This window comes from Ercella succinigenes (genome assembly GCF_900002895.1).
Genome location: NZ_CDHP01000043.1, coordinates 1 through 24683, shown reverse-complemented (window position 1 = coordinate 24683; position 24683 = coordinate 1). Strand labels below are relative to the sequence as shown.

Below are 24683 nucleotides of genomic sequence, written 5' to 3'. Positions count from 1 at the left end.
GACGCGTAGATTTAGTTTCCCCATTCTTAGAAAATAATAATCATGAATTTAAGAACTTAGATATCAACCCAAAGATATAAGCGGTATTCATTGATTGCTCTCTTACTTCCTGACGCAGATGTGTTTCTCCATTATTCCACCGTTCATAGTATGCAGCGACCTTTAGAAAATCATCTTTAGTGATTCTCCTGGCCCCGCTTAGCTGTACTGAAGGATTTTTATCCGTTGTGTTGCCCACGTACAAATATTCATTTTTTGTATAAACTTTAAACCACAGAGGTGTTCTACGATTCTGCGGAACAGTCGATACATTGAAAGTATCCTGGGTTGCTGCATGAAAGATCTGATCCCACAATTTGTCGAAATCCATTATTCCACACCCTCCTTCAAATGAATGACATTTCCAGGTAAAGCTTCAAACATCTCTGGATAATGGCCACACCTTGCACGGACTTGGTTATACTTCGCTTGGGTTCCGTCCTTCTTTAAATACAGCTTTCTATTATATATTTCATCCGCAAGCTCTGCGGCATGCATTTTCCTTCCTTCGGTATCTTTTAGAACTAGCTTCATGGCTTCTTGTAATGTCAGCTTAGGAGTCGAAGGAGCTAATATTTTTTCTATAGGACCTGCCTTTGGGTCGTACTTCAAGAGAATGTACAGTGGCTCGTTATCTTTTAGAATGACCACCTTGCCATTTTTCTCGACAACCTCAAACACATTATCTAGATCAGTTTTTAGTTTTTCATAAGATATTAGGCTCTCTAAACTCACTTCCATATTTTCACCTCATCAGTAGTATACCCCATACTTTTATACAAATACAATAACTTTGTATGAGTTTTGTACTTTTGTTTTCGATGTGTCTTATCTCTTGAAAATAAAAAGAAACCCACCAAGTGGCCGGATAGATTCCTATCAAGTGTTAAGCAACAAAATATAGTTACCACAGGGCAATCCAAGATTAATTGATAATATCATGAGTTATGCTTTAGATCTTGGTGTACAGATGAATAAATCTACTATTGCCTGTGTTGAGTAAATAATATCCTTTCAATTACAGCTCAAACGGCGGCTCCTTAACAATCTCACTGAGCACAGCGTCGGCGGCCTTCACTTTCTCCTCCTCACCAAATATCGTCAGCCAGATTCCGCCTTCCGCACCGCAGACGCCGCCGGCGCCCATCAGTGTGGCTTGCAGGCCAGTGAGAACCGCTATAGCCTCGATCTCATTGATAATATGGCCGGAGGTCACGTAGAGGCGATGCCCTAGGGCATCGGGATTATTGACTATGCCTGCGACCGCATGCAGATCATCGAGCACCCGCTTTTCCAAACCAACCGGCAGGTACAGCTCAACTCTGCGGCCGATTACCGCCTGCATCGAGGCCAGAATGGTTCCGCCCTTTTGATCGCCGATCAGGATACCGGCCTGATTTTTCTCGAAATTCGCGGCGTTTGCACCTTTCATGATGATGTCACCTTTTTTGAGTTCATCGACGACATCAATGATCGTCAGGCCTTTCAGCCATTTGCCCTCGCGAATAACCACATCACCCATGAAAGCTTTGCCGCAGACGCGTCCGTTTTCGCCAACCTGATAAAGCGGTGGCAGCGTGATCCCGCGCATGAAAGCAGCCCGTTCGAAACCCTCTTCCTGACCGATTTTCCTGAGGAGTTCCTCAGCTATATAACTATTAGTGGTGCCGGCTATCACCACAATTGTCCGGTTCATTATAGCTTCATAGACTTCGCTCATTTCCGCAATAGCCCTGCCGATCAGGCGTTTGCCGGCAGAAACTGTCAAAAATAGCGGTTTAGTTAAAGTACTCATTTCTCTTCCTCCTATGTTTAAATGCGGGCAAAAGTATCCTATGCCAAATTTCAGGCATAATAAATCCTATGTTTAAATGTGGTGACAACTTAATCCTATACTTAAATGCAGGTGAAGATCCCTTCAATGACGAAATCGCTACCAGTGGTAAAAGACGCTTTTACCATCCAGTCGCATTCTCTCAAGTATATTCATACAAATGCCTCATATCGATATGTAAACTAATACATACCGACTGCTGACAGGCAAGCCTGATATAACATCAATTATAGCGAAGTTCTTCCTTATGTACTAACCCATCAGATTTTGTTAAGAATGTCTATATACGGATCAACCAAGATATTTTCCCAGTGCCTCCTCATCGTAATTATTTTCTCATGGGTATCGCGGATTTAAACCCTTGCTTCATGGGTTTATCATCTCGGCAGCAGTCGTAATAGTATCTTTTTTTGTACAAACATTACTCGGTCAGGCTTGAGAAAATAGACTGAGGTTATAATAATTTATGCTAGACCCAACCAACAAAAATTTATCGATAGTGTCGTAAAACCCCTTGCTTTAGCTATGGGGAATGTCAACGCAACCAGTACACAATATACTAATCAAGTGAAACGTATTTTGTAGTGTTTCCTCGTCCAGATTTTAGGAGCAGGTTTTTTTCAGTCATTTTCTTCAGCAGACGATTAGCCGTTGCAGGGCTGACATCCAGTAATTTTTCAACATTTGAACGAGTGATAAAACCATTAACATTTACGAAAACCATAACCTTATTCTCTGTCTCGCTCAGACGGGTGCTTTTCTTAATAACATTATGAGTATTAATATTTGGCAAAACTATTTTAAAAGCATTCCCTGTACTTTCAAAGATTGGTTTGTTTTCGCTATTTTCGTAAGACTTCATGATTTTACGGATGCCGGTTATATATGCTTATCAGGGCGCTTGCACTGAAACCATAATCGCGGTGCACCAGCAAATTTAATAAGGCCTCTCGAACTGCCACTTCCGGATAATCTCTTGTATCAATGCGAAGCAGCTTTTCATAAGTTGCTCTGGTCTGATTGTGCATGTCGATATAATTGTAGGCCTCCTCAAGCTGCTGCATAAGCGAGTCGGTAAATTCATGACGATCTTTAAATATGCTCTGATCTGTACCCTGAAAAACTGCAATCTTAACTGTGTGTGCACACTGATCGGACAATAGAAGTCCAAGATTTGTATATATACCATTCGAATCAATAATTTTCAAAGACTGCATCTGCTGTGATTCTAATGGGATATTACGACGTTCAAACTCTCTTTTAGTGGTATTAAAGGTCAAGTTTTGTTCCAATGAACGCATTTCTTCGAAGCTATCACCATCTGTTGCTATTATCATGCGACGAATCGCACTATCTGTCGCCGGTACGGAAGAATACCCTTGGCGAACATAGACACCTTCGGGGCGTAGCCCTTTTTTGGCAATGCAATATGGGGGCTCAGTGCCACGTTGAATATCTACAGCAACTATTTGTTTCCCTTCTGATTCTTGAGTTTCATAATGAATAAACATTGTCAGATCGGGCTTAATCGTATCACGAACCATGTTGCTGATCTGTAATGCAGCTCTGTCTGGATTTTCCACACCTATAATCGTTCCATCATCTTGAACTCCAATATATAGTTTTCCACCTTCACAATTTGCAAAAGCAATTATTTCCTTTTTGATATCATCAACTATGGTTTCCTTTAATTCCTCGATCTCACTCTCACAAAGAAACATAAGGTACCTCCTCGAAAACAAAAACACCTGTCTGTATTACAACTCTCCTCATCACTCTTGTCATCAATATGACCAGAGTGATGAGGAGATGCTTTTAGTGGATAGAACAAGAACTAGAAACATGGATAAGTTATGAATTATACTAATTATGGTTTAACGCTTACTTTTCAATCAGTGTTCATTGCCGGTCAGATCCGGAACCCGTGACAAGAGAAAATCAAATAAATTTAAGTGCCTGATTCCTTGTTCTGACAAATCATACTCATCCATAGAGATGATGTACCATTTTTACCTGTCAGCACTGAGTATCCTCTGCGAACAAGTTCAAGATAAACAATATTTTCCAGAATGTGTCCACGATTCGATAGATCAAGCCCGATCATCTGATTTCTTATGCCGGTATCAACACAATAGTACTTCCCGTTTGTACGAAGGCTGGCTTTGCCTCGTATATCAAATCGTTCGCAATGATAGAGTAAATAGGCATCACACATGAGCTTCAGATAATTGTCAACTGTATCAGATTTAACTGAAGAACCTTCAGACTTAAGGACATTAGCTATGTTATTTGCCGAAATGCTGCTGCCAATATTTTCGAAAACAAATTTAGCTACTTTGAAAAAATTTCCAGGATCCCTGATTTGTCCGTGCATTTAAAATTAAAACTATATTAATCTATTAATCAAAGAGCAAAACATCCAAAACTCCTCAAACAACTTAAAAACAAAGGTTATACGATAAAATTTTAGTTGGGTAAACAACTTAACATCATTTTTTTAATTATTCTCTGTTGCATATTTTTTTTGATTGTGCTACTCTTTTGTCACATACAAAAAAGCCTTCGTGTCAAAGGAGAAAGCACTTATGTTTGAATTACTTAAAACTACCTTTAGAGAAGAAAACCTAAATTGCTTGGATGATATAAACTATAATCTTTGGACAAATATTGTTGGTGGTTATCAATCTGCTGTTTGGGACTATACATTAAAAATCAAGTTCGACTACAAAGCTAAATCAACACTCATAGATGCTGGTGTATTTAGTTTGTTTGATGATCTTATACATGCAGATCAAAAATGCAGACTACCTTGTACTTTCAACGATATTATTATATATCAGGAAGCAATAGATAATTCTGGGAATATTACAAGATATACTTCTGCATATATTGTAGATAATGATACAATCGAATATGATAATCATCTCAGCTCGTGGAGCAGTCTCGATATATGGGATATTAAAGATTGTGAATACTATCTAAATATTGAGTCGAGGACTTCTTACGCTTTCGTGTCTTTTCTTGATAAATTAGAACTTTTGCCGGAATCTATACGAGACATTTTGCAAATCAACGGTTATATGGTATGGTCAGACAACGATCCGAACAGGTATGGATATTTTAGTTATGGCTATAAACACAGCCTTGAAGTAATAACAGCAGCGGATAATCCCCCAGAGTCTAAATTTTGGAAAAAAGACAAAATAATAGAGTGTGATTTATTTACCTTAAATCTGATTTGTTATGGTGAAACAACTTCCGAAAAAGATTGGGGAAAAATTATTCCTCACGCGATGCAAGTCGCAGCACTTAACTCTGACAGCCAAAAAAGATCTACTTTATATGAATGCACTACAGATTCTATTGAAATAGAAAAGGCTGTTGAGTATTTAAATGAGATGGCTTTTGATTTTAATCCCTGTTTTGATATGAAAAAAGAAGATCGTCATACTTTTAAAATAGCTCTTCTTAATTTAATCAAAGCTCAAATAAATGCTGACCAAGATAAAATCGATAGCACTTTTAATGATATTGTTTTCGAAAACAAAGAATTTAACCTTATAGAACAGTGGATTTATAATAAAGATATTCATGATTTTGATATTTATCAGGCAAGAATAACTGACAATTAACATTCAGAAACAAAAGGCAATGGACTTCATCTTGAAAAATAAAGAAATTTAATGTTGGCTTATAGTTCATAAAAAAACACATGACAAGGAGATTGAATTATGGAAAATCAAAACATGAAAAACAACTGGAAAAACTTAGGTATTTTTTTTAGTGTATCCACTTTTGTTCCATTATTTTTGGGCTTTTATAAAATGTTTGCATACGAAAACGGAGATTATTCGTGGAGCAAGCAAGTTAATGCATATGTAGGAGGCGATGCTTACAATTATATAATTAATAGCAATTATGCAACAGGGTACTTTGTTTTAACAGCAGCTTTAATTCTAGCAGCTGTCGGTTGTGGAATCATGTGGAATTTTTTTGAAATCAGAATACAGCTGCAGAAAAATTCTATATTATGTAAGAGTAATCTTTTAGTCGATGATATACATGTCGAAAATATTTAAATATTATGTCTTAATTAATATGTAAATTTATTTTATGCTACCTAATAATTTTTGGTATGTCTTTTTCTATAGTTTACATTTGCTGTCAAGATGTACTCAGGCTGTTTTTTTGCTTTTTTATCATCAATAACATTTGCAAACTAACATTTACAAATGTTAGAATATTGCTTATCTTCGGAAGCAAAATCATACAAAAACCCCCTAAAAGCCTTTGAAAAAGGGGCATTTAGGGGTTAATATTTTGCCAAAAATTGTAGCGGTAAAGCATCATTTTTTAACCATTCCAAAAACTTTTTTTATTTCACCGAGAGTCATAACTTTCTGACCGATGTTTAGATTAAAAGCGTCGTTAATATTGTCTGTAACATCATCTGCATAATCAAATAGATAGTGATTTGAATCAATGTGACTGCAAGATACGGCTCTTAAAGTATTTAGAATTTTTTCGATTGTATATTTGTTGTTAAGTCTTATTTCAACAAGCCTAGCAATAACTAAAGAGATAAAACAAATGAGAAAATGAGCATTAATATGATCTTTTCTCGAAAGATAGACTGGCCTTGCGCCTAGGTTGCTTTTGGTTATTTTAAAAGACTCTTCTATCTTCCAAAGCCCCTTATACATTTCGATAATATGGTCATCTGATTCATCCAGTTCGCTGGTTACTATGGAATAGTAGCCATCAAGTTGTTCGTCTCGTTTTATCTTTTCTTCATCCAAGTACAGTTTTTTGCCTGCATTTAATATTTCTCCAGTAGATTTATCAAATTCAATGTTAGCGACATAATCAGCTGCACCATAAGACGTAGTTTTTTGGTATTTAGAAGGGTTTGCAATGAGGTCAACTGATTTAGCAATAATCGCTTCTCTTTGCCTCTTAGAACGTTCGGCGTATTTGCGGCTGTAGAAAATGACTTGTTTTTGGTCAACCATAATTTTCTTTTTCTTGTTTTTACCGTTTTGGTACTTGCCCACAGTTACACTTATTTCAGAGGGAATTACCCTTGATTTGCGTTTATAGTCTTTACCTATCCATGTATAACCTTCTTCATCAAGAACATAAGATTTGAAATCCTCGCTTGCACCTCTAACGCTCTGACTATATACGTATCCATCACCCAAGGCAGTATTAAATGCAATATTATCACCACTGTTTAATCCTTTATCAGCAACAACAATTATCCTTTTTGTGTGGTATTGTTTTTTTATATCTTTTAAGACAGGCATTAACGTTTGAGAATCATGGGTATTTCCTTCAAAAAGACGATATGAGATAGGGATCCCTTGTCTATCAAGGGTTAGTCCCATTTGAACAATAGGATTGGGCAGATGTTCTTTTGAATAACCTTTTTTTCTAAAATCATCTGGTTTGTCAATCTCAAAGTAATAATTTGTTACATCATAGTATACAAGATCGGTTTTCCTGTCATACTGTTTGACAATCTGTTCATGCAGGAATTGCTGTACATCTAATGTAACTTTGTCAAAGTGAGTAAGACAATCATAAACATCGTCTAAGTCAAATTCTGCCTTATCAAAGAACCGATCTTTGATTTCAACAGTTGCTTTTTTTGAACAAGGATAGAGAAGTCTTGCGAAAATGAGAACCTTCATTATGCTGTTGGAGTTAAACTTAAAATTTTCGTGTCTTTGTTTGTTGTTAAAAAATCTATCGAGTTGCAATTCATGATAAACCTTACTGAACACAACATGTCCAAAGTTTTTACGGTTTGAGTTATTCTTTTGAACTATTTCATCAGATCTGATTTTTATGTTCAAATAAGTATCCTTAACTCTTTGCTCATCCATAATTTTTACAACATTAGTAAAATGTTGTATTGGATTTTCATACTCTTTTTCTAATTCATCGAGATATCCAATGGATTTAATGATCTTAGTTCTGGACTTGCCTTGCTGATCCCTGTAGCCGTGAACAATCGACAGATAAGTTCTACCAGTTTTGTTGCTAAAGCTTTTTTTAAGATACATTAGAATACCTCCCTAAGACAAATTAATATATATTATATCACAAAACATTACTTTTCGCAACTGTTTTTAGCAGAAATTTGACAAAAAAATATGCCTGATACCTTTTATTTCATTAGGTTTCAGACAACTTGCTTAGAATCGGAGCTTCCGAAGATACGTAATCTTTTAGTCGATGATATACATGTCGAAAATATTTAAATATTATGTCTTAATTAATATGTAAATTTATTTTATGCTACCTAATAATTTTTGGTATGTCTTTTTCTATAGTTTACATTTGCTGTCAAGATGTACTCAGGCTGTTTTTTTGCTTTTTTATCATCAATAACATTTGCAAACTAACATTTACAAATGTTAGAATATTGGAGATCTAAAATCGATTTTTATAGATTGTTTTGTGCTGTGTAATAGGTGATTTTTATGGCAGATTGGAGTTTAGTAACAAAAGAAAATTTGCGAAATTCAAAATTTTTGGAATATAATAATTATATTGATCCATCTTATAAATTAACCGAACAAGATAAGAGAGCTATAAAGAAGTTCTGTTCTGATAATGATAATAAACTGCGTAGAGAATTAGCCAATTACCTGTTTAAGGCTGCCCAAAAAAGTCAGGCCTCTAATGTCGCTGTTTTTATTAGTGTAAAGTGCAATATGTCTGAATCATCAATTCGCAAAGTTCTTAAAGGCGATCGCAACATTACAAAAGAGTTTGTTGGTAATGTTTGTGTTGGTTTAAATTTATCGATATCCGAATCCGCGAAACTCTTTGAACTAATGGGGCAGCCCTTAAATTTCAATAGTTGTTATTTTGATGCCGTTACAATGGCCGCCATAAAGGATAATGACAGTATCGATGACTATCAAGAAGAACTTAAGTGTTTCGAAAGAGACTAAAAGCAATTTTGCCATCTATAATGAATATTAAATAAAAAATAAAGTAATTATAAGTTATAGTAGGTAAAATATAGCGGACACTTTGTACAGTTAATAGCCACTCCCAAATACTATAATGAAGTCACAATATAACAAAGGGGTGACACGACATGAAAAAATTTACTTGGGAATATTTTAACACTCAATTTATCAAAAATGTGGTTTATAATGAAAAAACCGAACAAGAATTCAAGCCTAAATTTCAAACAGATGACATTGATATGCTTATGCCTTCAATGCTATCAATCGCATCGATACCTACTAGAGATTTCGTGATGAAATATCGCACAGAGATTGAATTTGACGTTTTGAAGTACAATCCTGATTTAACGATAGGTATAACCGGTGCGCCCAAAAACGCAAATCCATACACAGAGTTAAATTACATTTCTCAAAAACCTTTAACCAATTCTCTAATTGACCTGTACATTAAGGCTTTATATCAAGTAGGGGGTGGAGAATTCCTCGCTGAAGAATATTCTGAATTCAGTAATAAAAGGATTATTGATCTTAAATCAAGTTTTGAAAAAGAGATTCCTCTTTATGATTTTCAACAAGACGCCATAAAGGCACTAAAAAATCATTTCGTTGATCAGGGTAATCAATCAGGACTCTTGGTTATGCCTACCGGCAGCGGTAAAACTCGAACAGCTGTATCATTTTTGCTTAAGCAAATGATACCAATAGGGTATCAGATAATATGGCTAACACACAGACATATGCTGATTGATCAGCCAGCAACTGTTTTTTATGAAAACGCTCCGGCAATAAAAAAATATGATTCGAAAAAAAAACAGTTTAAAATGGTCTGCGTTTCTGGGCAACATCAGACTATCAAAGCAACAGAAAAAGATGACGATTTGATGATTCTGTCCGTGCAATCAACCTGCAGGAGTTTGGAATATTTAAGAACTGCATTAGCTCGAAAAATCATTGTCGTAGTAGATGAAGCTCATCATACCGTTGCCAAGAGCTATCGCAAAACTATCGATTTCATTTTTAAAAACTGCAAAGAGGCCAAACTTCTTGGACTTACTGCAACTCCGGTAAGAATCAAAGAGAACGAGAAGATAAATTTGTACAGGCTCTTTGACAATAAGATAATATATAATATTTCAATGTCTAAGCTTATTAAGCAAGGCATCCTAGCGGAACCTGTATTCGAACATGTCCAAACCGGAGAATGTTTCGAAACCATAATTAGCCTTGATGAAAAAAATTATATAAAACGCTGGAAGGAATTACCTCAAAGTCTTGTAGAGCGAGTTGCAAAATCTTCCGAGAGAAATAAATTAATAGTTAAGCAGTATCTTGAAAACAAACACAGATATGGAAAAACAATTATTTTTGCTCTTAATGGATATCATGCATTTACCTTATGCGAAGAATTTAAAAAACACGATATAAGCTGTGATTTTGTCTACTCATTACACGGGAAAGAAGAGAACTCATCATTAATTCGCAGATTCAAAAAAAATGAGCTTGATATACTGATTAACATCAATATCTTGACTGAAGGCAGTGATATACCTGATATTCAAACAGTTTTTTTAACAAGACCAACCTCAAGCGATATTCTCTTAATGCAAATGATCGGTAGATCCATGAGAGGCAAATATGCAGGCGGTACTAAACAAGCATATATTGTTGATTTTTGCGATAAGTGGGAAACCTTTAATAGTTGGCTTGATCCACAATGGTTGATTAACAATCAGCATGATTTTGACCAACCTATTACTGAGACAATTAGCTCGCAAAGCTATATTAACCTTATACCTTGGGGAATGGTAAAAGATGTTTATGAGAGTATTGCTTATATTGGCGGACAATTAAGTGCTAGCGTTTCAATTCCTTATGGCTGGTATAGCTTGCTGGACGATACCGAGGATGTACCACTGATTGTTTTTGAAGATCAGTATTCTTGTTACGAAAATATGTTTAAAGATAGGAGAGAATTGGCTAAAGGCGGAATGCCTTCTGCAAAAGCCTTGAACAAATTATATTTTGACAGATTTGTGACACCTCCAAAAGAGCAAGATTTGATGTTTTTTTGGGATAATATAAGAGACAATCAATCAAAACCTGATTTTTTTCTGTTTGAAGACCGCGACTAGGTCGATCCACATGTCATAGCTGACAAAATTACAAAGGATCGCATATACCCATTTGATTATACTAAGGATGTTTTTGACAAATATCCAATGGCTCAAGAACTTTTTGGAACAATACAGAAATTTACTGAAATTATAATAAGTATTATCAATTATTCTCTGGCACCGCCCCAAAATAGCAGCGCAATTGAGCTACCTATTGATTTACAGCCATACACAATTGATGACTATCACGACCTGAAACTTCTTACACAAGAAGTTATTGACGAAATGTTCGAGGGGCATTTTGAAGGATTAGGAGATATAGATTGGACTTTAAAACCGCTAAGCAAATATTATGGCATGTGCACTAGGAGCAATGAAAAAATCTATGTGAAAATGAATCGTCTTCTGAACTCGTCTCAAGTAGATAAGGAAGTTATCAAATATGTTATCTACCATGAACTATTACATAGGGATTATAAGTACCACGACGCTGCTTTTAGAGCTGAAGAACATAAATATCCGAATTATACTGATTTGGAAAAATTTCTTGATTATAAGATCTTCGGACACAAAATTGAATGGTAAAGGTGAGGGTTATGAAAATATTATTTTGTAAGATTTCCGCAATGAATTATTATAAAGGTGTTTGCAATAATGACCAGCCGCATAATGGCGGAAGTTTCGTAGAAGATAACGGATATGGTCATGAGGAATTTAATTTTGAGGCAGTTACATTCGCAGATGGTCAACAATTATGTTTTGGTTTTGTTGAGACAAAGCATACAAAAGATAGAAGATCTCAGTTGCTTCATATTGAGAAGATTCAGGGTTGTGAAATGCTAAAGAAAGAAGACTATGTTGATAATGTTTTGGTGGTTTGGTGTGCTACTTTAGTTCCTAATAGAATCACTGTAGTCGGCTGGTATAAGAATGCAACCGTTTATAGAGAGTATCAAGAACTTAAATTTGACACAGGCTATATTCAATATTATAACGTAGTCGCAAATAAAGAAGATTGTTTTTTGCTGCCTTATGGAACGCGCAACAGACTAGAATGGCGAGTTCCATCTGCCAAAAAACGCCCTTATGGATTTGGACAATCTCTAGTTTGGTATGCTCGGGAAGATAAAGCTAAACAGTACATAGCTAATTTGATAACTACTATAGAAAATCATCAAGGCGAGAACTGGATCGACAAAAGAGCTGAAGATTAATATCAGCGATCAGAAAAGGCATACTGTATTCATTTTCAATAACAACCCTTTATCAGTCGCCTACATACGTTTCGTTTTAATTTTTGTCATTCTAAATATCTAGATGGTCTTCCATGACTAAAAACATGCAGCGTTTGCTTAGCTCTAGTGGCAGCAACATACAGCAAAGCCCTTTCAATATTATCGACTTCATTTAAAGCAACAGGATCAGATGCTTGGCACAATGCTTTTTTTAGTGGTACGACTCCTTCATTAATAGCACCTAAAATCATGTGGTCAAATTCTAATCCTTTAACCCGATGCATGGTGGCTATTCGGACGCCTGTGATTGTTTCTTGATCAAAATTATTAGCTTTGATTTCATATAATCGAAGTCCTTTGCTTTCCAATGCTTGTTTATATTGACGTAGCAATTGTACCGTTCTAACAGCTATGCAAATCCTGTGCTGATTTTGCTTATCATAAGCTAATTCTAGCACAATCTGAGCAATTCGGTTAATCTCTTCATCCTGTGACTTGAAAACATTAACTTCTGGCTCGGGTCCAGAAGTTAATGAAATATATCCTTTTCCATTTTCCTCCTGATCATCCAAATCATCAATTGAAAGACCCTTAAACAATTGAAATGCCCAGCGTCTGTTCTGCTCAGTTGTGCGATAGTTGATTCGAAGAACATGACTTCGTCCACGAGTTTCAATGCCACATTGAGACAATCGAATCAGGTTGCGATATATTCTTTGATGTGCATCGCCTACGATGAACAAGTCATTACTATGTTCCCTACCACATAAAGATCGAAGAAAAACAAAAGTTTGTTTGTTGAAATCTTGAGCTTCATCAATTATGATTGATGCATATTGTGGTCTTAATTGTCCTTGATTTAGCGATTTTATTAACATACTTGTTGCCAAATCTATATCTACAATATGCTCTTCGTCAGTCAATCGCAAATATGTTGAAAATATAGACCAAATGACTGCTTTTTCAGGACGTGACAATCTGATCCCTCGACCGATACGATCAGCCCGCAAATACTCTTGGAGAGACTTCACCTTTTGAGGAACAATAACTCTACTCCATTCGTCTTTAAAAAAATCAATCGAAAGTTGTCCAACATAATTGCTTAACTCAATTGATTTTTCCCATATATCTTTTATTTCACTATCATAAGCAATCTGGTAAGTTGGAAAAAATCTTTTAAATAATGCTACCACAAGTTTATCTACATTGATTACATCTATCTTTGCCAAGACCGACATTGAACATATTTTACGCAGACTATTTTCAATTTCAGCTGCTAGGTTTACTGTAAATGTTGTTATCAAGATGCGATCAGTTGAATTTGAACAAATATTTTCAGCAAGATATTTCGCTCTATGTATTGCCAGTACAGTTTTTCCGGTTCCTGCACCACCAATCACCTTGACCGGCCCACGAAAGTTAGCTTCAACCAGTTTTCTTTGTGAAGCATGCAAAAACAATCTCCATGACTCCAATGGTTGGGCAAACATTTGCTGAATCTGAATAAGATCTAAATCGCTATTTATTGTAACTATTGACTGCCTGCTTTCAGCAGTGTTTATGACAGTCAGAAAATTCGCAGATGTTACTCCTTCAGAAGCGTCTGTCAATCCCATCATTTCTATAACCTCATCGACAGGAAACTCTTCAGCAAGATAAGTAAGTGCCTCATAAACGATCGGATGAAATTCATGAATGGCTTTTGTCAATTCATCTTTCGATTTTAGCGATTTAACTAGAGACAATTGTTCCTCTAAAACTCCCAGCTGTCTCAAGTGACGAGTGCTAAATTTTGTAAATAGACCACTTTGTGCAGATTTCTCAGTTACCTCCTGCGTTCGAACAACTTGTATAATATTTTCTGATGTACATAATTTACGTCGTTCAGCCCATTGATAAGCTTCGTCATGATGATCTACCCAAAGTATCAAATATCCTTTTCCCTCTTCAATTTCACTAAGAATTGCTCGATAAGCCAGATCAATACGTATCGACATCATTTGATTACTAATTTTTTCAAGGTTGCGTCCTCCCGCATTCGGATTTGATCGAAACCGCCTGATTGCCTCGATGGTTTTCGCCTGGATATTTGGGGGTAATGACTTTAACGAATCTAAAAAGGTATCTGAAAAACTTAACTGCATTTCTATCTCTCTATCAGACATCTAAATCACCCTTAAATATACTACCAATAGTTGATGGATCTGCTTCACTAATCAGGATAACTTTCCATCCATTAGCTATTAGTTTTGCTCGTGACGGTTCTTGATCTGTTGTAAGCAATGCTAATTTTTGCTGTCTCCATCCAAACTCTATTTCACCAATAATACCAATCTGATTATCATATTGCTCCTCACCAATTAGATCAGGAGCGATAAGTCTGGCCGCTGCTAGTCTTTTAGCAAGCTCTTTTGCCTCATCTGTCGATGCATAATCGATAGCTTCTGACCATTCAACTAAAGCATCATTAATATCGGATTGATCGTCTATAATTGCTTTTATTGCGGAGTGATTAGCGAAGCTCGATATGTTGTAATTTCCAGTTAAAGACTTGGGTTCAGTTTTTACATTGATATTTATGTCTAATTCCTCTTCTGGAACAAGACGATCAATTACTTTATCATTTTGTAATGCCATTAAATAGCTATACGCAGCCCCACGGCTTAATTTGTCATGAATTAACTGGTTTGAGTAGTTCCTTATACAACCATAACAACTAGTCTCAGCACCACAACCGCACTGACCTGAAACTTTTCCAGATGCCTGAAAAATAACATCTGGTATTTTTTCGGCAATTCTTTTAACGTGCCCTGCGCCGCCTGGAACTGCATCATACAATATAATAGAAGGAGCTCCAGCGTTATCAGCATCGTTATAATAAAGACATCCGCTTATTTCTCCACGATCAATACCTAAACTCATACTAGCTCCTTCAAGGAGCGCAAAAAGAACAGATGACCATATGTCGATCCCCTCATAATTTGTTACTTCGCGAGTTGGCAAGGGAAGACGAATTTCAAGAACATCTGTCATAAAATCATAACCGAAATGTACATGTCTCAAAATTTTACTATTACAGGCACGGCCAATTTTTGTTTTATGTGTCTGTTGCGGCTGTCTTTTATTACTTTTTAAGACCTGCTTATTAGTTTCTTCGTCACCGACTTGTTTCATATAACCGCACCGCTCACATACTTGAAAACCTCTGTGGTTTTGCCCCTGATTGAAAACCATTAGTTGGCCGTGATCAGAGTATTGGTATAGAATATGGTTTGGCCCGATCTTTAGAGAATTCAATTGATTCTGATTTGCTTCGTTTTGTGAATTTGCATCAGTAGCAAAGTTGAATTTCTCAAAAAAGACACTTGTGGGATATGTTCGTGATTTTCTGCTTTCCCCGGGATTTTTGGGAGCACTCACACTGGTGGAAAAGCCAAAGCGAGGTTCGAGATAATAATGGTAATTTAAATCTTCGTGACAACATTCCAATTTGCGATCTTCTCGAGGGTCACCCAAAGTAGTACTATATCTATAGACATGCTTACATTTTTTACAGATAGCATAATAAAATGTCGGCCACCCTCTTGATGTAGTCTTGTTTAGTGCGTATGGCGTCCAAACTTTTCCATTTGCAATAATTTCGCTTCCAGGAGCGAATTCTGCAATTGCCATTTTTAAGTCGCGGCTGATTTCAATGCTCTTTGCGTCAGGTGAGTCATTTAGTATTTCGAGGTCAACAACATCAACAGGAAATCCATATTTGGGTAAAATGTTATTGGATGAAAGAAATTGAATTGTTTGCTTCATCTCATAGGTGTTTATAATATAAACTATTGAGTCTGTTCTTTGTTTTGAATCAAATCTCTCTTTTTTTAAGTTGTATAATTCTTTAAGAGTTTCATTGAGTACATCACGCGCTAATGGTAAAGCACCAGTATCAGGATCAAGGAGCATTTTAACCCATCCCCAAGGATTGACTTTGCTAAAAAATGCAAACTCGCCTGGGACAACTTTTAAAATTGATTCATATAGATCAATAGGTTTCTTCAATAATTCGTTATGAAGTAATTGTGTTGAATCATTACCACAACCACCACAACCGAAGAAATCACGAACAGTTCTAAAACTTTCTCGATGTTTTCGGAAAAACCAAGCGAAAGCAATTGCGTAAATATGGCGTAAAATTATTTTCTCGTTTTCTTTTACAATATATGGTGTTTTTATTCTTCCGGATATTATCCGTTTAGGGTCTTGGTAATAAGTAAGATCATGCGATCTTTTCTTGGCATAAGTTAAGGCGTAGGCTGTAGACTCTGTACGTCTTCCAGCTCGACCAGCACGTTGGATATAATTAGAAGTTTCAGGGGGAATATTCCGCATGAAAACAGCTTCAAGTTGGCCAACATCAACTCCCATTTCAAAAGTGGTGGAGCAACTTAGAATATTAACCTTGCCAGTCTCAAAATCGTTTTGTAAAGAAAGCGCATAGCGACTCTGAAGTTGTGCGGTGTGCTCCTTGGCTATCATCGGAATTGGTTTGCGATTTTTATACAAATCGACGTAATAAGAAAGTCTGTTCTTTTCCCTTTTGAATGGAAGTAGTCTACCATCACAACGGTATTGCGGGCATACTTCATGTACTTGATGTTGAGTAAGAGTTCCACAAGTATCGCAGATATAAAGATTATCAGGATCAACCTGGACAGTCCAAGCTTCATAATCTAATCTATATAGTGTCCCTGTTCTAACATCAGTTTCATAAGTCAGTATATTAAATGTACGAATTAAATGTTCTACTAACCCCGGAAAACTAATAAGCTTATTGAGTACTTCTCGAGCTTTGACGTCAAGAGATGTTTCTGGATTATCATTAGCCTTCAATATACGTTTTATATAGTCAAGACGCCTGTTTGAGAAACCCACAGCTGGCATCCAGCTCAAAATTGATTTTCCGGCGATAGACTCTTGGTTATTAATCGCAAAATATGCAGGTCTATTCCGAGGTGCAAAAAAATCATCAATTGGATTAACTTCGTCCAAGTAGGTCGTGCCTTGATACTCTCGAATAGAGTTAAATAATTCAATGTAAACTGACCATAAACCATCACTATCAACATCTAATGATTTTTCAAGATCTGGAATCTTTGGCCAAACTTTCGGTTTTGGTAGATTAAACCTAATCAATCCCAAGCCTTCTAGTCCAATTCTACGATCTAGTGAATGAAATTCTTTCATTAGATATTGATTTGCTAAATGTCTTTTATCTGCTTCGCTCATATTCACAGGGAATAAATTGTGATCGTCTACGTAATTTATGAGCGTTCTGCTTACGTCATTAAGCCTAATTTCAGAATATTTCGACGATAGTGAATTAAGAGATTCCAAAATACAGTAGCGCCATAAACTTTGATTGTATTTCAGATTTAGAAAGCTAGCAAAAAATGCTGCGTCTTGCCTACTATCTGAAAAGATTAGTAGTTTTCGGCCAGCTTCATTTTCGATTATCTTAGTTCCATTAACATTGGTGCTTTGTCCATAGAGATCTAGTGATGCAAATGGGTTTTGTGAGTCTGAATACTGTGTTTTGTTTTGCGTTTCGCTAATTAAAGATACCTGAGGAGGGATACTCATGTATAATGACTCAGCCAAAACTTCTGTAGCTGAATCATCTGAAGAAATAAAACGTTTGATAATTCCTTTTGAATGCGCTCCACAGCTATAACAAGTGTTAAGAGCACCACGACCTTTTTGTCGACTGTATACACGAATAAGTTTAGACATGGGTGCAGAGCAACAAGAACCAGTATTGGAAGCTTCGCTTTTTGTTATAACACCGCAAGCGGTACATAAAATGTGCTCTGTCAAATCGTTTACAGTAGAGATATCTTCCTTTAAGTCGTCTGCAATAGTTTCATCTTCGTTCAGCTCTATTAGTCGCGTTTCATTTGAGAGCAAATAGTACTCAGTGTGCTCAGATACATATCCAAATTCGTCAACATGTATTTCGCCTTGTTCAAGACGTCTTATCCCACCTTTTTCAGTAGATTTACCGTAAAGGTACTCTTGACCACATCTTTGACAGTTAGCAATTTCAAAAACAGGCACGGATCTGTATTGTTGCTCATCGCGGTTTTTATGACGATCAAGATACATGCGTTTGTTAGGATAAAATGCAACATAGGCTCCTTCTAGAGCTTTTGCAAAAACATGGTAGCGAGCTGGAAGTAGGGGAAGATCCTCTTCAAGCTCACGTACAACCGCACATAGTCTTACAAGAGTCACTAAAGCTCGTTCCTTCTCTGATTGTGATATGGGTTCATCTCTAAACAAATTTCGTGCAACATCAGAAAGGAGAGTTGGTGATCCCTCAAGATTTTTTCGGAGAGTGTAAACACGAGCATCTTTGTACAATGAATCAAAAACTTCTTCATGATAACCTGACTCGTATCGGGCTAGCAAATGGTCATAATCGCCTGAATTAAGTTTATTAGAGGTTGTTTGGTCATTATATTGTATTCTAGTTGACCTAATAATATCACGTGCTTCAAAGGGTTCCCCAAAAATGTCATTGCCAAAAAGACATACCTCATCATAATGACCTTTGCCCTGTCCTAAAGTTGCAGAAGTTGCAACGCACTGCAGACTCTGATTGTTATTTCTCATAACTCTTTCCTTGAGTCTTGATATTAGCATTGATAATTCTGTTCCTTTGGCACCAGTATATGTATGTGCTTCATCAAGAACAATGAAATGCCATTCGTCAGCAAAACCTCCATCGAAAAATGCATTGTCATCTGGCCGCAACAACAAATATTCCAGCATTGCATAGTTTGTTAATAAAATGTGAGGAGGATTATTTCGCATCTCATCGCGCGATAGTAATTCATTAATTAATCGCTTTTTGCCAGGGTTAGAGTTGAGGAAATTACTAAGAGCTTTTTCCTCAGTCTCCTCAGTTTCTCCTGTATAGCGTCCAAATGTAATATCCGGATATGTATTGAGAAGCTTTCGCAGTCTAGCCAATTGGTCATTGGCCAAAGCATTCATGGGATATAATAGCAATGCTCTAACACCAGGTTTTATATAACCACTATGCTCCTTTTGTCTCATCAGATAATTAATTATAGGTATCAAAAAACACTCTGTCTTACCACTGCCTGTGCCTGTTGCTACAACCAAATTGCGATGATCAGTAACCATGCTACAAATTGCTTGTTCTTGATGCATAAATAGTGGCCGATCAACTGGAAGTTCTGACTGATTAACCTTCAAAAAATCTTCCGCTAACACCTTATCTTTAATCAATGTGCTAATTGATTTACCAGACACAAACGGTGGTGTAATTTCAATAAATGGCCCTCTAATAAATCGGTTAGACTCCTCGATTAGTTTTTCTGCTTGCCCGGCCAACTCTTTATCTTTAAGACTAAACATAGATTTTAGATACTTTATATACTGATTTCTAATAGATTCTGTTGTTGTGATTGGATTCATGCTCATATCAGTTTCCTCCACCTAAAAGATAAAATTCAATTAGGACTAGATCATGTCGATAAAATTCTGGAAAAAGACGATTAATTAGTGCGAGATACCTTACCAGAGGTTTGTCATACTTTTTCCAAAGTCCGTGACGATATAGTACTCCAATAAATACAATCATTCCAATTGAATAGGCCAACTCATCTAGCTTATTAGCATAATAATCTGTTCGATTCTCCAGCTTTTTAATTATGTCTGGGTAATTATCATTCAATTTTGTTAATTGGGCTCGATCTATTTTTTGAACGTAATCAATAATCTTATTTACATTTTCTTCATAACTAGAAATCGATTCTTTTAGCTTTTGTAAGAGTTGTAAATAATTCTTGTCAAACAATCTACGCTTATATTCAATATTCTTTTGTTCAAAAAGGTTAAGAAGTTCTTTTACAGGCAGGTCTTGTTCTGAAGGTTTAAGTTTTGCAAAAAAATATGTAAATTCGTAATTATCTTTAACAGAACCCCAATAACTCGGATGTGATCCCCAATTAGTTTTTTCTGTCGTTTTTTCAACAAGTCGCTTTTTAAGAAGGTCATACAAAGATTGTTCAGCTGTCTTTTCAAACAATTCAGATAAATAAAGCTCTCCAACCCATCGAATTACCCATTCTAGATATATTCCTGATGATAGACTAATTATAAATGCGAGTTCTGGGTAACAATCAGTTATTTTATAAAAATCTTCTAACGTCCAATTTAGATCTACCTGCTCATCCTTAAGCCAATTCAATTCGAAAAAGCGAATTAATACCTTTAGCTGCTCCGATGAGAAGTTTTCTTTCAACAATAATTTAAGTATTTTACATGGGCTTAAGCTACAGCCTCGAGCCAGTTGTTCATATTTTAAGATTACACAATAATAATATTTTTTTCTATCTCAGAATCTTTAGCTAATTGTTTGATGAATAAGAAAACTTTTGCCAATTTAATAACATCTTCATCTTGATCGAGAGACTGTATACTCATTGCCAGATCAATATTTTTTTTATTCAGCAGATAAGTAATTGCTTTTCTACTGTAATTGCTTAGTGGATCGTCTTCAAATCTTTCACTTCCTAGAGAGAATGTTTTTTTCTCGGAAAGAGATGCAGGCTTGTATTCCAAAAAACTAAAAGGCGAAATATCTGGTGTTGGTTCAATGGAGCAAGCATACGAACTTTTGCGAAAAATATTTAGGGGCAGGCGCATTGATGTTTCACCGTCCATCACAGGGAATTGAAGATCGGTTATCCATGGTTCACCAATATTTTGACATATTAAGACGCGATCTATCTTATCTCCCGTCTCGTGCCAATCAAGACGAATCATTGACTCTTCTTTCTCGATCGACAAAGAAGATACTTTTATGCGCTCACTGATGATAATTAGTGGAAAGTTTCTCTCTATTGACTGATCTGGAGATTTGATTGTTAGGCTTATAGTGAGGCGCTTGTTGTCCGTTAATTCCGGTGATAGTAACAAATCCATTAGACTTAGCTTAAAGCGACTCCCGCTCTTTAGCTGAATTGATTTATCCAGAATCATATCCCCGTTTGGTTTTTGAGCTAAAAGATGACTTTGAAGTGCTGGTGCACCAAGATCACCAGTAGTTATCAATAAATATAATTCTTGCTCATTTACTAAATTACCACTCTCCTCACGAAGAGTTCTTGCTGTCATTTGAACTAAATCGGCTGTAGATAAACCAACAATTGACCAAACAATAGGTCGAATCGCTAATTTGAATGAAACGCTAAGTGTTTTATCGTTAATAATCATTTTGATACGACCATTAACTGAATTAAATGAATCATCGCTCGCAAAGAGCATTCGTCGTTCATTTTCATGAACTAAATTAGTTTCAATACTATAATAATCGAGACTGACTTCAATAATATCAGGCATAATTAGTTGAAAGCTGTTTGAATGATAGCCAGACAAAGGGTTCGGCCATCGGCTTGAATCATTAGTCATATTAATTTGTGGCACATAATAGAATCGTAATTGATATCGACTTCCGTTACTGCATTTTAAACGAATATCAAATTGACCATACTCATTAGGTGATATTAGTTCATCTAATGGTATTTCTTTAGACCATTCTTCTTTGTTTGTGAAAGAAATTCGGCCAGATGCCTTAACCAGTGTTATCTTCCATTCTAGATCAATTTGCTGAGGAATTTTGATATATGGAAGTGATGTATAAACGCCAGAATTATTAAAAAGCAACTCACCTTTATGAAATTCTGGTTTTGCTGAAGTTGTTATAGGAATTGTATATATTAGCTGTTCAGTGGATCTATCGCAAATTGATATTTTATCTTCTGGTTGGTAAGAAATATGCACTGCTTGAAAATTGCTCCAGTATGGGATTCGAGGTAACTCGTTTATATGGCAACTAGATTTTAAAATATATTGGTCTGGAACTATTATTATTGATTCCCTTCCATATAGGGCATCTGACTTAATTAACTCGCCGGTTGTTTTAAAGGATAAGTAGTCTTTCTTAATTAGGTCTAGTGTCCAAGTTGATGTAGGTTCCTTAGTATAATCGGATATGAAAAGCTCTACAGTATAATAACTTGCTGGTTTAAGAACAATGAAAGCCTCTTCAGAGTATGCTTGCCCTTCATTTTTATCTATAAACACAGAACAGGATACCGTTTTTTCATAATTATCTGAACGAATGAGCCAGTCGATTTTTGCTTCAGGGTATTCACCTTGGATTCTTTGCTGTGGTAGTCTCAAATAAATACCCATACCTTCAGCATCAAGAAGAATTTTGGGAGAAGCAAATGTAATTTTTCTGGTATTTTTTGCTACTGTGGTATCAACAGGACGATTTCGCCATTCGCAGTATTGACTTAGGAATAGAGTAGAAATTAGAATTTCTTCGTCAGATTCATACGAATCTCTTAATTTATTGGCGAGCTCATCTGCAGTAGATTGATCATGATAAAGCTCCTGAGTTACATCCTGCCATTGCAAGAAAAAAGAAGAACGATTATCATTTAAAGAGTCTATAAATCTACGAATATATACTGGCGCTCTCATTTCAAAATATTCTATGATGCCTTCGACTAAGTCAGTACCTCCAGCTTGTTCCGCTTCGCGAACAGCTTCTTCGTATAAATTGAAGAAGTCCTCCATTTGAGCCCTTGGTATACCTGCATGGCAAATAATTGGTGTAATGATAGCATATCCAAGTTGACGCTCATATTCAAATTTAGGCAGACCATATAGTATGCATATATTATTGAATTGCTTGCTAATGATTTGGCGCTGAGCAGGAGAGAACAGCATGAACTTGTTTTCAACATGATTCCAATAATCATTATTACTAAAATAAAATTGCGCATTGTACACGAGACATATTATTAGACTTTCGGAATATTTTTTCGAATTTAGTTGAAAATCAGCTTTCAGGGCTAACCTTAGTTTTGGAACGATAATCTTAAAATCATCTTCTGTTAATTGTATATCTCCTATGATACGAATCGGAGAGTTCATTAACTTGTCACTCATGATATCGTTGATCTCATCAATTGATTGATCATGATTTATTAATCCCACATTTACCTCCCACCTGTAAAAACATTTGTTTCCACAATTACAATGCTATGCTGCTAGTAAAAGTATTACTTATGTTAATCTATTAGCATGTTTATCATTAGTACGCAGTCTAACTAAAAATATTTATATTCAAAGGTCAGAAAGCATAAAAATTAAAAAAATTCACAGACTCTTCTTTTTGCTAGCATCGTTTATAATTAATATTATTAAATAAGATTATTATATCGTATTATTCTTATATAGTATTATTTATTTTTTAAAAATTAGAAATCGTCTTTTATAAAGTTCTAAAAACAGAAGATTTATATAAAATCATCATAATAAAACTCAAATTACATGACCGCAAAATTTAATATGCAAGCGAACACATTAAAATAGAAGTTGCGAAATGAATTATACTAAACAAATTTAAAACACTTTTTTGTTAAATTTAACGTCCTTATATTTGTTTATGCATAGATTTATTCTCATGAAGAGGGCTGTAGTCTGCTCTCAAATAAATGTAAAAGCCACTTATCTTAATACCATATTTTGTAAGTAGCTTTCTTATAAGATTTCTTATCTGATTTGCACTTAAATTTGTCCAAACATAAATATCTAAATTTTTCATCTGACAATTTTTAATTCCGGTATTGGTTTCAATTAACTCATATCCAAAATATGAAACTTTGCGACCCTTCATATCTGGATCATTTACCAATGAGCGAAATTTTTCAGAATCAATATCTGCTAATAAATTGCAAGTTTGAATTAGTACGTCCTTCCAATCCCTTGCCTCATATCTTTTTCCAGCAAAAGAAAAAGCTTTAGCTTTTTTATGTGTGAAATTTTCATATAGACTACGTGGGATTAGATTATCAACGGCATATTCAGCATAGTTCGGAATTACTTTCTCTTCCTCAACGATATTTTCTTCCTCGATTTCTTCGTCGTTATCGAGCAAAACATCTATAGAAACAGAGTATCCATCGATAATCGCTTGTATTTCTGAAACCATTTCTGACACATTAGTTACCTCTCTAACTTTTACGTAATTTTTTTCTTTTAAAAATTGCGCTAGAGATATATTAATACTTTCACGAAAATCCTCTAATGCCAAATTGAAAATATCTAATCCATCTGAAATACTTAGTGCATCTTTTGGATGGCATAATTTCGCATAGGCAATTACTTGATTGAGTTTAATTTCATCCATTTCTGTATCCCTCTAATTTTTCTTCTTCTGCCAGTTTAAACATATTTACAGTAAAGCCAAATAATTCTACGTACTTTTCCTGTGACAAAAGAGTATCATAATCTTAAAAAATACGCAACAGTTAATAGTTAAAAAAATTATATAAAATTATTACCCAACTAAATAATCTTTGTCATTAAAGGCTTTTAT

At 35.5% G+C, this 24683-nt stretch carries 18 protein-coding genes; 6 read left to right on the top strand and 12 right to left on the bottom strand.

Going from position 1 to position 24683, the window contains the following annotated elements; translation table 11 throughout:
• Positions 1–40: 40 nt before the first annotated feature.
• From AC0KSB_RS10560 to AC0KSB_RS10535, 6 genes are all read right to left on the bottom strand, one after another.
• The gene (locus tag AC0KSB_RS10560) at positions 41–370 is read right to left on the bottom strand and encodes a hypothetical protein (RefSeq protein ID WP_472309050.1); all 330 of its coding nucleotides are present in this window, start codon (positions 368–370) and stop codon (positions 41–43) included.
• Positions 370–780 carry a hypothetical protein gene (locus AC0KSB_RS10555; RefSeq protein ID WP_472309048.1) on the bottom strand — a complete coding sequence of 137 codons (411 nt, stop codon included), beginning with the start codon at positions 778–780 and terminating at the stop codon, positions 370–372. Before AC0KSB_RS10555 ends, AC0KSB_RS10560 begins: the two co-directional genes overlap by 1 nt.
• Positions 781–1057: 277 nt before the next feature.
• The gene (locus tag AC0KSB_RS10550; RefSeq protein ID WP_472307666.1) at positions 1058–1834 is read right to left on the bottom strand and encodes a hypothetical protein; all 777 of its coding nucleotides are present in this window, start codon (positions 1832–1834) and stop codon (positions 1058–1060) included.
• Positions 1835–2432: 598 nt separating this feature from the next.
• Positions 2433–2597 carry a hypothetical protein gene (locus AC0KSB_RS10545; RefSeq protein ID WP_472309046.1) on the bottom strand — a complete coding sequence of 55 codons (165 nt, stop codon included), beginning with the start codon at positions 2595–2597 and terminating at the stop codon, positions 2433–2435.
• A 142-nt stretch (positions 2598–2739) separates the two neighbouring features.
• A complete protein-coding gene (locus AC0KSB_RS10540) occupies positions 2740–3594 on the bottom strand; it encodes an AlbA family DNA-binding domain-containing protein (protein ID WP_472309044.1) in 855 nt (284 codons plus the stop codon).
• Positions 3595–3821: 227 nt separating this feature from the next.
• Positions 3822–4247 carry a DUF4143 domain-containing protein gene (locus tag AC0KSB_RS10535; protein ID WP_472309042.1) on the bottom strand — a complete coding sequence of 142 codons (426 nt, stop codon included), beginning with the start codon at positions 4245–4247 and terminating at the stop codon, positions 3822–3824.
• Positions 4248–4458: 211 nt separating this feature from the next.
• On the opposite strand from AC0KSB_RS10535, the gene AC0KSB_RS10530 reads away from it, so the two are divergent.
• Both AC0KSB_RS10530 and AC0KSB_RS10525 read left to right on the top strand, forming a co-directional pair.
• Entirely contained in the window at positions 4459–5505 is a 1047-nt protein-coding gene (locus AC0KSB_RS10530) for a hypothetical protein (protein ID WP_472309040.1), read from the top strand.
• 99 nt (positions 5506–5604) lie between these two features.
• Positions 5605–5952, top strand: a complete 348-nt coding sequence (locus AC0KSB_RS10525; protein WP_472309038.1) for a hypothetical protein — start codon at positions 5605–5607, stop codon at positions 5950–5952.
• Positions 5953–6219: 267 nt separating this feature from the next.
• Here the strand turns inward: AC0KSB_RS10525 and AC0KSB_RS10520 are convergent, their stop codons facing one another.
• Positions 6220–7941 (bottom strand): IS1634 family transposase, encoded by a 1722-nt coding sequence (locus AC0KSB_RS10520; RefSeq protein ID WP_472309036.1) that lies wholly within the window; start codon positions 7939–7941, stop codon positions 6220–6222.
• Positions 7942–8361: 420 nt separating this feature from the next.
• Here AC0KSB_RS10520 and AC0KSB_RS10515 point away from each other — a divergent pair, with 420 nt between their 5' ends.
• From AC0KSB_RS10515 to AC0KSB_RS10500, 4 genes are all read left to right on the top strand, one after another.
• Positions 8362–8838: a hypothetical protein gene (locus AC0KSB_RS10515; protein WP_472309034.1), complete on the top strand. Its 477-nt coding sequence runs from the start codon at positions 8362–8364 to the stop codon at positions 8836–8838.
• 149 nt (positions 8839–8987) lie between these two features.
• Positions 8988–10991 (top strand): DEAD/DEAH box helicase, encoded by a 2004-nt coding sequence (locus tag AC0KSB_RS10510; RefSeq protein WP_472309032.1) that lies wholly within the window; start codon positions 8988–8990, stop codon positions 10989–10991.
• An 87-nt stretch (positions 10992–11078) separates the two neighbouring features.
• Positions 11079–11558: a YgjP-like metallopeptidase domain-containing protein gene (locus tag AC0KSB_RS10505; RefSeq protein ID WP_472309030.1), complete on the top strand. Its 480-nt coding sequence runs from the start codon at positions 11079–11081 to the stop codon at positions 11556–11558.
• An 11-nt stretch (positions 11559–11569) separates the two neighbouring features.
• The gene (locus AC0KSB_RS10500) at positions 11570–12187 is read left to right on the top strand and encodes a hypothetical protein (protein WP_472309028.1); all 618 of its coding nucleotides are present in this window, start codon (positions 11570–11572) and stop codon (positions 12185–12187) included.
• 86 nt (positions 12188–12273) lie between these two features.
• Here the strand turns inward: AC0KSB_RS10500 and AC0KSB_RS10495 are convergent, their stop codons facing one another.
• The 5 genes from AC0KSB_RS10495 to AC0KSB_RS10475 form a co-directional block, all read right to left on the bottom strand.
• Entirely contained in the window at positions 12274–14373 is a 2100-nt protein-coding gene (locus tag AC0KSB_RS10495) for a UvrD-helicase domain-containing protein (protein ID WP_472309026.1), read from the bottom strand.
• Positions 14366–19708: a DEAD/DEAH box helicase gene (locus AC0KSB_RS10490; RefSeq protein ID WP_472309024.1), complete on the bottom strand. Its 5343-nt coding sequence runs from the start codon at positions 19706–19708 to the stop codon at positions 14366–14368. The genes AC0KSB_RS10495 and AC0KSB_RS10490 overlap by 8 nt, the downstream gene beginning before the upstream one ends.
• A 1-nt stretch (position 19709) precedes the next feature.
• Positions 19710–20534 carry a hypothetical protein gene (locus tag AC0KSB_RS10485; RefSeq protein ID WP_472309022.1) on the bottom strand — a complete coding sequence of 275 codons (825 nt, stop codon included), beginning with the start codon at positions 20532–20534 and terminating at the stop codon, positions 19710–19712.
• 62 nt (positions 20535–20596) lie between these two features.
• A complete protein-coding gene (locus AC0KSB_RS10480; RefSeq protein ID WP_472309020.1) occupies positions 20597–23299 on the bottom strand; it encodes a hypothetical protein in 2703 nt (900 codons plus the stop codon).
• Between the two features lie 439 nt (positions 23300–23738).
• The gene (locus AC0KSB_RS10475) at positions 23739–24494 is read right to left on the bottom strand and encodes a hypothetical protein (RefSeq protein ID WP_472309018.1); all 756 of its coding nucleotides are present in this window, start codon (positions 24492–24494) and stop codon (positions 23739–23741) included.
• Positions 24495–24683 lie beyond the last annotated feature (189 nt).

Coding starts and splice junctions, on each gene's coding strand:
- AC0KSB_RS10545 (WP_472309046.1), bottom strand. CDS start 2,597: ATGGTTTTCGTAAATGTTAATGGTTTTATCACTCGTTCAAATGTTGAA.
- AC0KSB_RS10500 (WP_472309028.1), top strand. CDS start 11,570: ATGAAAATATTATTTTGTAAGATTTCCGCAATGAATTATTATAAAGGT.
- AC0KSB_RS10515 (WP_472309034.1), top strand. CDS start 8,362: ATGGCAGATTGGAGTTTAGTAACAAAAGAAAATTTGCGAAATTCAAAA.
- AC0KSB_RS10505 (WP_472309030.1), top strand. CDS start 11,079: ATGGCTCAAGAACTTTTTGGAACAATACAGAAATTTACTGAAATTATA.
- AC0KSB_RS10510 (WP_472309032.1), top strand. CDS start 8,988: ATGAAAAAATTTACTTGGGAATATTTTAACACTCAATTTATCAAAAAT.
- AC0KSB_RS10520 (WP_472309036.1), bottom strand. CDS start 7,941: ATGTATCTTAAAAAAAGCTTTAGCAACAAAACTGGTAGAACTTATCTG.
- AC0KSB_RS10550 (WP_472307666.1), bottom strand. CDS start 1,834: ATGAGTACTTTAACTAAACCGCTATTTTTGACAGTTTCTGCCGGCAAA.
- AC0KSB_RS10490 (WP_472309024.1), bottom strand. CDS start 19,708: ATGAGCATGAATCCAATCACAACAACAGAATCTATTAGAAATCAGTAT.
- AC0KSB_RS10560 (WP_472309050.1), bottom strand. CDS start 370: ATGGATTTCGACAAATTGTGGGATCAGATCTTTCATGCAGCAACCCAG.
- AC0KSB_RS10535 (WP_472309042.1), bottom strand. CDS start 4,247: ATGCACGGACAAATCAGGGATCCTGGAAATTTTTTCAAAGTAGCTAAA.
- AC0KSB_RS10495 (WP_472309026.1), bottom strand. CDS start 14,373: ATGTCTGATAGAGAGATAGAAATGCAGTTAAGTTTTTCAGATACCTTT.
- AC0KSB_RS10475 (WP_472309018.1), bottom strand. CDS start 24,494: ATGGATGAAATTAAACTCAATCAAGTAATTGCCTATGCGAAATTATGC.
- AC0KSB_RS10525 (WP_472309038.1), top strand. CDS start 5,605: ATGGAAAATCAAAACATGAAAAACAACTGGAAAAACTTAGGTATTTTT.
- AC0KSB_RS10540 (WP_472309044.1), bottom strand. CDS start 3,594: ATGTTTCTTTGTGAGAGTGAGATCGAGGAATTAAAGGAAACCATAGTT.
- AC0KSB_RS10555 (WP_472309048.1), bottom strand. CDS start 780: ATGGAAGTGAGTTTAGAGAGCCTAATATCTTATGAAAAACTAAAAACT.
- AC0KSB_RS10530 (WP_472309040.1), top strand. CDS start 4,459: ATGTTTGAATTACTTAAAACTACCTTTAGAGAAGAAAACCTAAATTGC.